Annotated in this window: 9 protein-coding genes and 2 pseudogenes; 10 read left to right on the forward strand and 1 reads right to left on the reverse strand. The window is 39.7% G+C overall.

The window, feature by feature from the left end:
- Positions 1 to 845: 845 nt before the first annotated feature.
- The 10 genes and pseudogenes from ltrA (NIE88_RS20910) to NIE88_RS20955 all read left to right on the forward strand — a co-directional run bounded on the left by ltrA (NIE88_RS20910) (position 846) and on the right by NIE88_RS20955 (position 14,288).
- Complete coding sequence (gene ltrA / locus NIE88_RS20910; protein WP_253065399.1) at positions 846 to 2,651, forward strand: group II intron reverse transcriptase/maturase; 1,806 nt, start codon at positions 846 to 848, stop codon at positions 2,649 to 2,651.
- 82 nt (positions 2,652 to 2,733) lie between these two features.
- Positions 2,734 to 3,732, forward strand: a pseudogene (locus NIE88_RS20915) (ATP-binding protein); the annotation flags it as partial.
- A 686-nt stretch (positions 3,733 to 4,418) separates the two neighbouring features.
- Complete coding sequence (gene ltrA, locus NIE88_RS20920; RefSeq protein WP_253065401.1) at positions 4,419 to 6,215, forward strand: group II intron reverse transcriptase/maturase; 1,797 nt, start codon at positions 4,419 to 4,421, stop codon at positions 6,213 to 6,215.
- A gap of 96 nt (positions 6,216 to 6,311) precedes the next feature.
- A pseudogene (locus NIE88_RS20925) lies at positions 6,312 to 6,542 on the forward strand (ATP-binding protein); the annotation flags it as partial.
- On the forward strand, positions 6,543 to 8,837 hold the full coding sequence (locus tag NIE88_RS20930) for a CD3337/EF1877 family mobilome membrane protein (protein ID WP_253065403.1): 2,295 nt from the start codon (positions 6,543 to 6,545) through the stop codon (positions 8,835 to 8,837). It begins immediately after the preceding pseudogene.
- On the forward strand, positions 8,834 to 9,838 hold the full coding sequence (locus tag NIE88_RS20935; RefSeq protein WP_253065405.1) for a bifunctional lytic transglycosylase/C40 family peptidase: 1,005 nt from the start codon (positions 8,834 to 8,836) through the stop codon (positions 9,836 to 9,838). Before NIE88_RS20930 ends, NIE88_RS20935 begins: the two co-directional genes overlap by 4 nt.
- Positions 9,839 to 9,855: 17 nt before the next feature.
- Positions 9,856 to 10,752: a conjugal transfer protein gene (locus tag NIE88_RS20940; RefSeq protein WP_253065407.1), complete on the forward strand. Its 897-nt coding sequence runs from the start codon at positions 9,856 to 9,858 to the stop codon at positions 10,750 to 10,752.
- A gap of 884 nt (positions 10,753 to 11,636) precedes the next feature.
- A complete protein-coding gene (locus tag NIE88_RS20945; protein ID WP_309247064.1) occupies positions 11,637 to 11,888 on the forward strand; it encodes an uberolysin/carnocyclin family circular bacteriocin in 252 nt (83 codons plus the stop codon).
- Between the two features lie 95 nt (positions 11,889 to 11,983).
- On the forward strand, positions 11,984 to 13,132 hold the full coding sequence (locus NIE88_RS20950; RefSeq protein ID WP_253065411.1) for a hypothetical protein: 1,149 nt from the start codon (positions 11,984 to 11,986) through the stop codon (positions 13,130 to 13,132).
- 538 nt (positions 13,133 to 13,670) lie between these two features.
- Positions 13,671 to 14,288 (forward strand): ATP-binding cassette domain-containing protein, encoded by a 618-nt coding sequence (locus tag NIE88_RS20955; RefSeq protein ID WP_253065413.1) that lies wholly within the window; start codon positions 13,671 to 13,673, stop codon positions 14,286 to 14,288.
- A 483-nt stretch (positions 14,289 to 14,771) separates the two neighbouring features.
- On the opposite strand, the gene NIE88_RS20960 is transcribed toward NIE88_RS20955, so the two are convergent.
- On the reverse strand, positions 14,772 to 14,957 hold a 186-nt coding region (locus NIE88_RS20960), incomplete at its 5' end, for a hypothetical protein (RefSeq protein ID WP_253065415.1).

A 14,957-nucleotide genomic window follows, 5' to 3' on the forward strand; every position in this document is an offset into this window, starting at 1 on the left:
CTGAAGCGGCGTTGTAACGAGGTCATGGACTTCTACGATGATTTTAATATTAAACTCGTGCGTCCGTTCGGGGACATGATCGGGCTGCACGGCGAATTTCTCCCGGCCAGCAAGCGGTATATGAATGATTACGTCCAGTATGGTGCGACACGTTTCCCTATAAGTGCATAAAACATGAAATGGGAGGATTATCTACACAAAGATAATGACAACTAGTTATCTCACAGTTGAAATGAAAACCGTCAAGTTGGTTGAAGCAACTGGTCTGATACTCCTACATGCGATTATCTATAACAGTAGATAGTCGTGTGAAGCTAGGTAAAGTCGGCAGAACAGGACCTAAGTAAGCTAAAACTTATAGGGTTAAGGATATGCCGGGACGCCACAAACTATCTATGGTGAGAATGTTCCTACGGAACTGACGAACTTGCGAATGTACGGGTCTAAAGGATGACTTTTATCGAAAGATAATTGGGCTGCAAAAGCAGCGAATACTACCGAAAAGTAAGAGTCGTATTTATGAAATTCGGGATAAAGAACAATGACTTTATATAGTATTCAGGCTCAAAGTAAGCACCTAAGGATAGATGTATGGCTAGGATAACTGGAACGTGGAAAGCGAAAAACACTTATTCAACAACTGTTATTGGAGTGTTGGATATAAGACCGATGGTCGAAAATCCTTAATTTTCGCGAGAGTAGGGGCACGGTACCGATGAAACGTCTAATCAACGTTGAGGGATAGTCCCAAGACTTGTTCTTCTGAAATAAATACAGTTAAGTGAAACTCACAAGGTCTGGTAAGAGGATGGGACTAATTTAAAAGTTAGAGAAATAATCCATCAGTGAGTACAGAACTACGATATTACGAATACTATCAAATGCAAGAGACTTTTGATTGGTTATATGAAAGAAGTAGCCAACAAGCAACAAGCGGTATCGACCTTTACAAAATAATTATGTCAGAGGAAAATATTCTTCTCGCATATCGAACTATCAAGACAAATACTGGTTCTAAGACAGCTGGCATAGATAATCAGACGATAAGTGACTTCAAAATTCAAAACAAGCAAAAGTTTGTAGACGATATTAGGAGAACACTTGAAAATTATCAACCCAAACCAGTTAGACGAGTGAACATTCTAAAAAGGAATGGGAAGACTCGCCCTCTAGGAATTCCTGTTATGAAAGATCGTTTGATTCAACAAATGTTCAAACAAGTATTAGAACCCATATGTGAAGCAAGATTTTTCAAGCATTCATATGGATTCCGACCCAATCGTTCCACAGAGCATGCAATAGCGCGATGTAACTTTATTGCTCACAAATGCAAATGTCATCACATCGTTGACATAGACATTAAGGGATTCTTTGACCATGTTCATCATGGCAAACTAATAAAGCAGTTATTTAATATTGGGATTAAGGATAGACGTGTATTAGCAGTCATTGCGAAAATGCTAAAAGCTACAGTAGCAGGACAGGGAGTTTCTCGTTGTGGAGTACCTCAAGGAGGAGTGCTATCAACCTTATTATCAAATGTAGTCCTAAATGATTTAGATTGGTGGATTGCCAATCAATGGGAGACTTTTGAAACTAAGAAGAAATACAGTAGCGTAGACAATACACATCACGTCTTGAAGAAATCCCGATTAAAGAAAATGCACATCGTTCGTTATTGTGATGACTTTAAAATATTCACAAATAATCATAAGCATGCCATAAAAATTTATCATGCGGTCAAAGGATATATTGAGCAACGATTAAACCTAGAGATAGCACCAGATAAGTCAAGAATTACAAACCTTAGAAGAAACTATTCGGAGTTTCTCGGGTTTGAGCTAAAGGTCGTAAAACAAAAGAAACAGCAATACGTTACCGTATCAAGAGTCTCAAAGAAAGCAAAGAGTAGAATCAAGAAGGAAACCAGAGAAAAGATAAAGTCTATTCGGAAATCTCCTACGAGAAAGAATATCAATCAATATAATCAATATGTACGGGGGATTCAAAACTATTATCAAAAGGCCACCTTGGTCAATCATGATTTCTCCTCTATCTACTATTCCTGCTTACCAGCACTATGCAATCGTTTAATGAAGCTTGGAAAGTATGAGGTTCCCAGAAGTCCACCAATAACGTATAAGAAATTTTATCCTCTCACAAAGAAAACGTTTTGTGTGAGGAATATCTACCTATTTCCGCTAGATAGTGTTAAGTGGAAAAGGTTGGAATTCTTTAAACCACAAATCAACAACTATACATTGGATGGACGTTTGTACAAATCGAAAAGACTAAAACCTTCGGTTTATTCTGAGTTGATTATCCTGAGTGCGATGGAAACAGACAACAGCATTGAATATTTAGATAATCGTCTGTCAAGATATTCTATGCAAAATGGGAAATGTGCAATCACTGGAAATTTTCTAAGAGCACAAGATGTCCATTGTCATCATGTTATTCCTCGTTATTCTGGAGGCACAGATGAATTTACTAACTTAGTCATTGTTCATAAATGGGTACACAGGCTTATCCATTCAAAAACAAACGAAGCGATTGATGAATATACACAACTTCTTCAATTATCGAGTAAACAACTGGAGAAGTTAAACAAATATCGTCAAAAATGTAACTTAACTGAATTAATTAAATAAGAACAAGTTTGAACGCCGTATGCGGTGAAAATCGCACGTACGGTGTGGAGCGGGGGAAAACCTAGAGAATATTTCAAAGGGTTACCTATCGCTATTGACCAGTGATTTTCTCGCCGGTTTAGGTTTTGGGGCTGCGCAGATGCTTGGGGAAACCGAAGGCATCTATATCGGCTACAATCTGGACACCGGGCGCAACGTGTACTTAAAGCCAAGTCTGGCGGCGCAGGGGGTGAAGGGTTCGGTCACCAATGCGTTGGCGGCTGCTTTTCTCGGTTCCCTTGGTGGGGGTAAATCCTTCTCGAACAACCTGCTCGTCTATTATGCCGTCCTCTTCGGCGGACAGGCGGTGATTGTTGATCCGAAATCGGAGCGTGGCCGGTGGAAAGAGACCTTGCCGGACATCGCCGAGGAAATCAATATCATCAATCTGACCCGCGAGGAACGGAACAAAGGCTTGCTTGATCCCTACGTAATTATGAAGCAGACGAAGGATGCAGAGAGTTTGGCCATTGACATTCTGACTTTTCTCACCGGTATTTCCAGTCGAGATGGCGAGAAGTTTCCTACTTTACGTAAGGCGATCCGTCAGGTGACGCAAAGCAACCGACGCGGACTGCTGCGTGTCATTGATGTGCTCTACAAGGAAAACACTCCCGTCGCGCGCGGCATTGCCGATCATATCGACAGTATTAAGGACAGTAACTTGGGACACTTATTGTTCTCCGACGGTACTGCACTTCAGTCGATTAGCCTAGATAAGCAGTTGAACATTATCCAAGTGGCCGACCTCGTGCTGCCTGATGCGGAAACGGCATTTAAGGACTATACCACGGTGGAGCTGTTAAGTGTGGCGATTTTAATGGTGATCAGCACCTTTGCCCTTGATTTCATTCACTCGGACCGTAGTGTGTTTAAGATCGTCGATTTGGATGAGGCGTGGAGTTTCCTGCAAGTCGCCCAAGGCAAGACCCTCTCCAACAAGCTGGTGCGCGCCGGGCGTGCGATGAATGCCGGGGTTTATTTCGTGACGCAGAATGCCGATGACTTGCTGGACGAAAAGATGAAAAACAATATTGGGCTCGTGCGAAACGTTGCTTGATAAGTAGGTAACTACGAAACAAGCGGGCTATCTATGATAGTCACAACTGATTAATTGAAATTTGGAATGAGAACCGTCAAGTTGGTCCGAAACAAATTGTCTGAGCTCCTGCATGCATGATGAAACAGTAGTTTCAGAGTGTATGAAGCTAGGTAAAGGCGGCCGAAATTTTGCTAAGTGCGTAAGCATACGCAAAAAGATAGGCCGGGACGCTACAAAATATCTAGGGTGAGAATGTCTGAATGACTGACGAACTTGCGAATGTACGAGTCTAAAGATGTAGTGTATCGAAAGATACTATTCGTGTGACGCGAAGATGAGCACCGAAAAGTAAAAGTCAGACCTATGAAATTCGGGATGCTGAACAATGACAGCATAGTCCTCATCAGGCCCATAGCAAGCACCTAAGGATATATGTACAGCTAAATTAATCGGAACGTTGGAAGCAAGGAACTTCTACTCAAACGGCTACTACCGGGAAGGTGTCTATAAGGAATAACCGAAATGACTTTGTCCTTGTGAAAGTAAGGGCACAGGATCGATGAAGCGCCTAATCAACGTGGAGAGACAGCCCTAAGTCTTAGAAATTGCTGGTAAATACAAACAGATGTAACTCACAGGGTCGAGTATGACGATGGGATGAAACTCTGAAAGGGGCTTTGCCATCAGTGAGTACAACCTTACGATATGCTGAGTATTACGACATGCAGGAAACACTCGATACGCTCTATGAGAAGAGTCGCCGGAGGGAAACAGCTGGCATTGACTTACTAAAGCTCATTCTCTCTAAGGAAAACATTCTGCTCGCATATCGAAGTATCAAACGTAATACAGGCTCGAATACAGCAGGAACTGACCGTTATACGATAAAAGACTTTGCAAAATTGAGTACTGAACAGCTTGTTGACGGTGCCAGAAGATCATTGGACAACTATGTCCCCCAACCAGTCAGACGTGTTGAAATTCCTAAACCAAACGGTGAACGACGTCCACTCGGAATTCCGACTATGCGTGACCGATTGATCCAACAAATGATCAAGCAAATCATTGAGCCAATCTGCGAGGCACAATTCTACGCACATTCTTATGGCTTTAGGCCTAATCGATCAGCGCATCATGCGATTGCACGGTGCCATTTCCTGATCAACATCACAAAGAACCACTATGTCGTAGATATTGATATTAAGTCGTTTTTCAATAATGTCAACCATACCAGATTACTCAAGCAGCTCTGGAACATCGGCATCAAAGATAAGCGCGTTTTAGGGATTATTGCCAAAATGCTCAAAGCACCAATAAAGGGTGTGGGTATACCAGAAAAAGGTACACCTCAAGGTGGGATACTCTCCCCCTTACTTGCCAATGTTGCGCTAAACGATCTCGATTGGTGGATCAGTAACCAATGGGAAAATATGAAAACCAAGAGACAATATACGCAACAAAATGGACGACGAGCACTTAAGCAATCAAAGCTAAAGCAGATGTACATTGTTCGCTATGCGGACGACTTCAAAGTCTTTACAAATACGTATCAATCGGCGTTCAAAATTCTTCATGCTGTGACAGACTATCTAAAAACTCGTTTGAAGCTTGAGATCAGTCCAGAAAAGTCTTCCGTCACCAACTTTCGCAAAAGACAAACCGACTTCCTTGATTTCTCTTTAATGACGTACAAAATGCGAAAGCGACACGTGGCGAAGTCGACAATGGCAATAAAGCGAAAGAAGCGTATAAAAGAGCGCATTCGATCTCTAGCCAAAACCATTAAGCGATCACCCACTACGCAAAATATTATGCACTACAATGTCTACGTTTTTGGCATCCGGAATTATTTTTGTGGGGCAACGCTTATATCCAGAGATTTTTATGAAATAGCCTACGCCTGCTCGAAGACCCTTTGTAATTGTTTTAAGTCAATAGGTAAATTCCATTATCCAATCAAACCAAGTCGGGTTTATCAGCAACAATTCAAAGGGCACTTCAAGACTTGGTCCATCCATGGAATATACCTATATCCCATTGGAGATATGCACTGCAAGAGGTTTCTATGCTTTAATCCTAAACTCTGTGATTATACAGAAGCGGGTAGGAACCTTCGGTTCAAGGCACTTAACCTAAGTGTTCAAACAGAACTGGCACATCTTCTAAAAGGTAATGCTTCAAACACCGAATACTTTGACAACAGATTATCCCGGTATTCTATGCAGCAGGGCAAGTGCGCAGTGACAGGTAACTTCCTCCAGTCAGATTTACTACACTGCCACCATGTCATCCCAAAATATATGGGAGACTCAGACAAGTTCGATAATCTGATCTGTATTCATAAGTTTGTTCATTATCTGGTTCACGCAACGACCCCTGAAACAATTACAAACTATCTAAAAGTACTTAAGCTGAACGGAAATCAGCTTGAGAAAGTTAATCAGCTACGTAAAAGCTGTAATCTGTTTGCATTGCCCATGTGATTCATAAGATGGAACGCCGTATGAGGTGAAAGTCTCATGTACGGTGTGGAGCAGGGGAAAAGGTGGAGATAACATCAAAGTCTTACCTATTGCTATAAATTTGCCTTTCGTTCAACAGATATCCATGAGATCAAGAAGACACTGGAATTCTTCGGCGTTGACAAGGAAGACGAGCACAACCAGAAACGTTTGCGTGACCTTGAAAACGGTCAATGCCTGATTTCTGACTTGTATGGTCGTGTCGGCGTGATCCAGATTCATCCGGTTTTTGAAGAACTGCTCCATGCTTTTGATACCCGCCCGCCGGTTCGAAAGGAGGCGACTTAAATGCACTTGAAAAAGTGGGGGAGCATCGTCCACACCGTTTTGTTGGTCACGGTCGGCTCGCTCCTTTTCTTCATACTAATTGGGACTTTCGCTCGTGCGGCCGGTCTTGTCGATGAGACGGTCAGCGCGCAACATACCTATTCTCACTATCCACTGGACAATTATCAGCTCGATTTTTACGTAGACAATTCATGGGACTGGTTGCCCTGGAATTGGACCGATGGCATCGGCAAACAGGTCATGTACGGACTCTATGCGATCACCAATTTTATTTGGACGCTCTCCCTCTACCTGTCGAACGCGACCGGGTATCTCGTGCAGGAAGCCTATTCCTTAGACTTCGTTTCCCAGACCTCGAGCGCAATTGGCAAAAACATGCAGACACTGGCCGGGATTTCACCGAGTGGCTTTCGAAGCTCCGGGTTCTATCCGGGGTTCCTGCTTCTGTTTCTCTTAATCCTCGGCATCTACGTGGCCTATGTCGGGGTGATCAAGCGGGAAACCACCAAAGCGATGCACGCTGTGATGAACTTCTTGGTGGTTTTTCTTTTATCAACGTCTTTTATCGCCTATGCCCCGGACTATATCGATAAAATCAATGATTTTTCGGCAGATGTCAGTAAGGCCAGTCTGTCGCTGGGGACGAAAATGGTTATGCCGCATTCGGAAAGTCAGGGTCAGGACAGCACCCCTCTTATCCGGGATAACCTGTTCTCGATACAGGTGCAGCAGCCTTGGCTCCTGCTGCAATATGGGAATTCTGATATGAAGAAAATCGGGCCGAAACGGGTGGAAAAGCTGCTGTCGAAAAGTCCGGATGCCCACAATGGTCAAGACCGGGAAACAGCCGTCAAAGAGGAAATTGAAAACAAGAACAACAAGAACCTGACGCTTACGAAGACGACCCCGCGTCTCGGAATGGTGTTCTTCCTGTTTCTCTTCAATATCGGGATTTCCATCTTCGTGTTCTTACTCTCGGGGATCATGATCTTTTCGCAGATTCTGTTCATTATCTATGCCCTCTTCCTACCGATCAGTTTTCTGCTGTCGATGATTCCAGGTTTTAACGGCATGGGGAAACAGGCACTCATGAAGCTCTTTAATGTCATCATGACGCGGGCAGGCATTACCCTAATCGTTACAATTGCTTTTTCGATTTCCACCATGCTCTATGCCCTGTCTGGTACATTTCCATTTTTCCTGATTGCCTTTCTCCAAATCGTCACGTTTGCCGGGATTTACGCTAAATTAGGCGACCTGATGGGCCAGTTTCATTTGCAGGCGAGTGAGTCTCAGCAGATGGGCCGTCGAATTTTGCAACGACCCTATCGTTTCTTCCATCGCGAAACGCAGCGATGGAAGCGGAAAATGGGACACTTTTTTACGGGTAGAGCAACTGGTACGGCAGCAGGCCCAGAGTCTAGAGCAAAAGCGTCGCGATCTGGAGCTTCTCAACGGACGCAAACCCGCAGTGAGCGTCCAACCCAAGAATCAACCTCTGCTTCGTTTAAAAAGAAGCCCCATCTGGAGGCCCACATCGATCGGTCGGTCGGTGCGGGCAAAACTACCAAAAAACGGAGTACGAACAACTCGAATGAAAGTAACAAGCAGACAGCGGTTAGCCTCACGAATACCCGTCAAGTCTTGATTCAAGAGAAGAATGAGAAACGCGATCCGATGACCAAAAAGGCAGAGAACACCCAAACCCGTACGGTGCAAAGAGTAACAATCAAAAAACAGAACCCAAAAGAGAGCCCAATGCAGCAGCGCCTGACGCTTGCGCAACGCCGACTGGAATTGGATCGGGCGCGTCAACAAAAGGCAACTCACTCGTCTCTCGTTGAGCGTTCCGGAATCGAACCAACAAAAGATAAACCAACCAAGAAGCAAAAAGCGGTAACGTCTCATTTGGCATCGGCACAGTCTGTAATGCCTGATTCCACGCCAAAGACAAACCGAAGGACAATCAACCCCGTCCGCTCAGCGAAAGATCAGGCGAAAAAAAGCCAAGCAAAAAATCCCGCGCTTAACCCTTGGGTTGGCCGGATGCCAGATTCAACAGTCCGCCAAGCGCTCACCAAGCAGGAGTTGAACAGGATACGTTCCGTTGCGACGCGGAACGAGCACGCACCAACTCCGCCAAATGCAACGCGACAACCGGTTACGCCCCAAAAGAGCCGACAACGGCCTCCATTAGCCAAAAAGCAAGGGGCAGCCCTCAAACATAATGGGACAGAAACGGGTCAACAGATAAGGCAACGCATGGTTCGTCGGCAGAGAGGGCGCCGAAAATGAAACGAAAACTTTGGCTCATCCTCGGTGCCGTTTTCGCTGTGCTGTTTTCCCTACTGATTTTTGTCGCTGTTTTCATTTCCAATGAAGAAGATGGAAACAGCAGCAATGGGATCGATCTTGCAGGCGCTAATCTTTCCCAAGACGTACTGGTCCACCAGCCAATGGTGGAGAAGTATGCCAAAAACTACAAGATCAAGCGCTATGTCGGTGAGTTACTTGCGATTATGCAGGTGGAAAGTGGTGGACGTGGTCGAGACGTCATGCAGTCGATGGCATCGACCGGACAGCCTGAGCAATCCTTTACAGTGGAGGATTCGATTCGACAGGGATGCAAATACCTTGCGGCTTTACTACAAACTTCCAAAAAAGAAAGATGCGATCTCAATACGGTGATTCAATCCTACAACTACGGAGGAAGTTTCATAGATTACGTTGCTAGTCACGGTAAAAAGTACACTCTTGAACTAGCCGAGAACTTCGCGAAAGAAAAAGCCGCTGGGGAAAAGGTTTCCTATACCCATCCGGTCGCTGTGGAGAAAAACGGGGGTTGGCGCTACCGTTATGGCAATATGTTCTATGTCGCTTTGGTCTCGCACTATCTGGCTGTGGCGCATTTCGATGATAAGACCGTTCAGACGATCATGAATGAAGCGTTGAAATACCAAGGTTGGCGCTATGTGTTCGGTGGAGACAACCCCAACACGTCCTTTGATTGCAGTGGATTGACGCAATGGAGCTTTGGCAAAGCGGACATTCGCCTGCCTCGAACGGCTCAAGCACAGTATGACGCGACGCAGCACCTTCCGCTATCAGAAGCAAAGCCGGGGGATTTGGTGTTTTTTCACGGCACATATAATGCCGGAACGTACATCACGCATGTGGGGATTTATGTTGGGAACCATCGCATGTACCAAGCCGGTGATCCGATTGGCTATGCCCATCTCACGACTTCTTACTGGAAAAAACACTTCGTCAGTGCAGGACGCATTAAAAACAAATAGGAAGGAAGTTTTAATTAATGAAAATCAGAAGCAAAGCAAAACTGTCCAAATCGCAAAAGATCCACGTAATGAAAGTGGGGGCCCATCGAAAATGGGTGATTTTTCTATGGGTATTATTGATTGGTAGCGTGGCTTTTGGCATCTATAAAAACTTTACCGCCATCAATCGGCACACGGTTCATGAAACCCAGGTGATTAAAGAACAGGTGGTCGATACGAGCGCCATCGAAAATTTTGTGAAAAACTTTGCTCAAGTCTATTATTCGTGGAAAAACAATCAAGAGTCCATCGACCAGCGAACCGAAGTCCTTAATGGCTATCTGACAAAAGCGCTACAGGATTTAAATACGGACACCATTCGCAAGGACATCCCCACCTCTTCCAAAATTAACGATGTGCAAATCTGGAAAGTGCAACGAATCAGTCCTCACGAATATGCCGTCGCCTTCTCTGTTGAGCAATTGATCGCAGAGGGTAAAACCAAAAAGCCGGTGAACGCCTCTTATGAAGTGACGGTTTATGTGGATGAAACCGGAAATATGGTCATCATTAAGAATCCCACTATTTGTGGGATTCCTACAAAGTCAACGTACGAACCTAAAGCGATAAACAGTGATAGTACGGTGGATGAAGCGACTACAGGGGAGATTAACACATTTTTAACGACATTTTTTAAGCTCTACCCTACGGCAAATCAAGAAGAGCTGTCCTACTACGTTAAAGACAATGTACTGAAACCCATTGGCAAGGATTATATCTTCTCAGAGCTTATTAATCCAGTGTATCAGAAAAAAGGCACGCAAATTCACGTCTCCTTATCGGTAAAGTACCTTGATCAGCAAACAAAAGCAACGCAGATTTCACAGTTTGATTTGATTTTAGAAAAAAATAGAAATTGGATGATCGTTAAATAATATCAGCTAGCATCGTTACTGAGCTGTTAGCAGAAGTAACTCTTATAGAAGGTTAAAACGACGATTGTTTCTGAAAGGCCAACAAAGTCTGCATGTACAGGTTTTCAGATAGTTTGAACGGTTCTCAATCGGTAACAATTCGGCAGAGTATTGACTTTCCACCAAGGAATCATTTAGACTAGCCAATCTTAACAGTTATCTTTATTCGGTTTTCTGTCGAATAGAAGAAAAAATTCGAGATAAAATCATTGATTGTTTTAAATCCTGCATTCCCAGAATGTATAATGAGAAAAGTTTGAAAGTGCTGAAGTATAGCCATTTGTAACGATTTTATACATTTGTTCTACATTATTGTTTATAACAAGTGCTTCAAAGCGAAAATAGATTTAAATCAAGGATTCTACTCAAACATCGTTACAGAATCCGGGAATGCAGGTTTAAATAATTGTACACTTAAATTTTCTCATATAACAGTTTTATTAGAAAAAGTGCCGGGAATAGCATTTTTCTATTATTCTATAAAAAACCAATGACTACTATTAATAGGTCATAAAAATACTATCGGTGGAATGTAACTTATTAGTAAAACGTGATGCCTAAAATCCTTTATTAACTGTGTCGTTACGTGCATGACTCCTCGCGCACATTTTGTTCGCTTGTTTGGTTTTTCGCTGTTTGAATAATGCTTCTAATGGTTTAGATAACTGGTCTTTCATCTCATAAAAATATCATTAACTATATCTTTATAAATTTTTTGCTTCTATCGACAGTATTCGACGTACTTTTTATTTTAATGAGTTTATTATATTAAATATAAAGAATGAAAAGAGGTGATAAAAATGAACTTGGCAAAAAATAGCTTATTACTTAAAATTTCTATTGTGATGGTGGCTGTCCTCGGTTTAGCATTTACTCTATTTCATGGATTTAACACGCCTTATCTGGCGAGTACTTTGGGCATAAGTTCTTACGCAGCAAAAAAAGCAATTGATATAATTTCTACTGCATCAAGTATTTATGCCATTATTGGGCTTATTGCAGCAATTGTCGGCGGCGGCGGAATTGGCGTTGGTATTTTGTTTACTGCAAAAGCTTTAATCAAGAAATTTGGCAAGAAGTATGCCGCAGCTTGGTAAAAACAAGACTCATGTCAGATTTTTTAATGTTTCTACCAAAGAACATTTAAAGAGTCTGGCATGAGTTTTATACATACTGAGAGATGGAGAAAATTATGATAGCAAAAACAGTTATTAAACAATTAATAAGAGAATTAAAGATTGAAAAACAAGCCTCGTTATATCTTCCTTTTATTTTGATTCTTTATTTTTCAGCACTTGTTCTTTTGTCATTTGCTTCAACGTTAATAAGTAGCTTTTTAATATTTTTTGCAATAAATTTTTTCCTCATGCAGTACAACTCACCTTTGATTGGTTCTGTAATTAGGTCAACACTTACTATGAATTATCTTTATAACTCAAAAGTACTAATGAAATACTATTTATATGTACTTTTTCGATATAATCCATTTTTACCTATGTTTTGTTTTTTTAATATATTTTCTTTGGCTTTTAACTTAGTACATCTAAATATGTTAAGCTATATTCTCCTCTCAGTTCTTCTACAAATTAATTTAATTTTTTGTAGGATTCTTAAAAAGAAACAATTGACTTTTTTCATTTACTGCGTAACAATTTTATGCGTATCTTTATCTTTTATAAATTTAATATGGTTGGAGTGGATTTTTATTATCTTTTTATTCTTGAGTACTTTTTACACTTATCCTAGAAAAGGGTCTATAACTTTTAATATTGTAAAGAAACAACATTTCAATCAATCTTCTCTACATAATTCAAAAAATAAATATATAGAATTGTTTAAATGTTATGCCTTAAGAAGTCCGGCACAAGATAATATTATTAGTGGTTTGATAATAGTAGCATATGCTATAATTTCTAGAAAAATTAATATTTATAACGACTATTCAACACTAATTATGATTCTTTATTTGCTTGACTTAGAGATTGATGCAGATAAAGCATTTATTAAAATAAACAAAACGACCGCCTTCTATATTTTTAATCATTTAAGCCCGTTAGATTCTTTTCAAATATTTTTTCTATCAAAGCAATTTCACAAATTATTGGTTTATATAATAATATTATTCTTTACTGAAGTAGTTGTCTTGGACTTTACAATTGGAAGCATCTTAAATAATATATTGTCAATAATTATTATGTTTGTTCTAGGATTAGTTTATCAAAAATTGGATAAGAAAGTATCTGTTAGAAGGGAAAAAGGAAACACTATTTTATTTGAATATCTCACAATTACAAGTTTAATTGCGATTATCGTAATTAAGGGATTTATGTTTAATATATAATAATATAAGGTGGTTTTAGTATGGAAATTGTTAGAGTTAATATAAAGTCCTATTTAAAATTTTCTTTGAGCATTATAGTACTTGCAATAACTATATATTTTTTATTTGATTTTTTTGGATTATCATATTTCAATAATAACCTACAAAGAGGAGATATTATACATAATCAAAGCCCAAGCATATTGTATAGTTTGGATATTATAAAAAATAACACCATCAATTTTTTCCAGTACTTCTTTTTGTTTCCGCTAACTCCGTTATTAATTTTTATTGATTTAATTATAACTATCTATCAGTTATGGGTAAGCATACATCTTCGAGGATTGCTTCCTACTTTTTTATTACTGTACAAACATGCTTTTATAGAATTTCCAAATATGTTACTTTATATGTATTTGTCGTGGGTTAATATGATTATTCTATTTAAAAGCTTTAATCTAAAAAATGTTTTTTTCTCCGTAAAAAAAAATATTAAGCTTTATTTGTTATGTATTATTAATATATTGATAGCAGGACTAATAGAAGGAGCGTTGAATTAATGACACCTATTGAATTAATAAACTGCAATAAATCATATGAAGGAAATGAGCTATTTTCCGATATTAGTTATAAATTTGTAGATTCAATATATTTTTTAAAGGGGAAAAATGGAAGTGGTAAAAGTACATTATTAAGGTGTATCTGCGATATTGAAAAGTTTTCAAAAGGGGAAATAATTAATAACAATAAAAATATTCTCTATTTAACTAATGAACCACTTAATCACAATTATTTGACCATTATCGAGAATATTTCATTACTATATAGCATTCATAATTTATGCATTAATAAATCAATCGAGTCAGTTATAAATAGCTTATATTCATCAGAACAATTGGAAACATTTTCTGAGCAAGCTTCCTTGGGGATGAATTTAAAAATAGGGTGTACATTGTTAGCGGCGATAGACCATTGGGACTTAATTGTTTTAGATGAAACTTTATCCGGGGTGGACAAGGAGAGCCGAGATATACTTTTAAATCTTCTTAATAAATGTGTTAATAATGGTTCTTGCGCTATCATTGTCTCACATAATGATATAGAAAATGGATGTAAATTCAATTATACTGTTTTATCAATTGAAAGAGGTGAACTCCATGAGGAAATCAATAAGTAATAGTTTATTATCCTTACTTTTTTTGGCCCCCTATTTTGTTTCCTATATTCTTTTATTTTACCAATATTTAGTGAAAATTAAAACTGCTCAATCACAGTTAAAACGATTACAAACTATATTGGATTTATCTGATTTAAAATTTAATCTAGGAGTAATGATTCTTGTTGTTTTTGGATCAATATTAATATTGCTTTTTATCTTTTTAATATTAAAATTTTTTCTCTTATTTGGTGATAAGTCGGTAGATACAGATAAAGATTTATTTAGGAGCTTAGTCTTGGCGATGACAATCACAAATGTTGCCGTCTTATTCTTAAATGAGTATATCTCTCTAAACTTCAAAGTTATTTCTTCAATCTCACCGTTGTTTGACTTAATTACATTTTCATTGCTATACTACTCATCAACTAAAAACATCAAAAATTCCGTTTTATTAATTATTGGGAAAGGGATTTTATACTTATCAAATCTTTTTTACCTAATTTATGTAAATATTAGATAGAGAACTTGCTTTAATTTATTTGGACAATTGAAGGAGGCCAAGTCATCGGCCACCTTTTGCCAAAAAATAGTCCACCATCTGCCATAATTTGATCTATAGGCACCAAATAACGCCTCCTGTATACTACTTTGATTGCATGCATCAAAAGCGCGTGACATCAAAGATAC

It is taken from the genome of Sporolactobacillus shoreicorticis, from assembly GCF_024125445.1.
Lineage (GTDB): Bacteria > Bacillota > Bacilli > Bacillales > Sporolactobacillaceae > Sporolactobacillus > Sporolactobacillus shoreicorticis.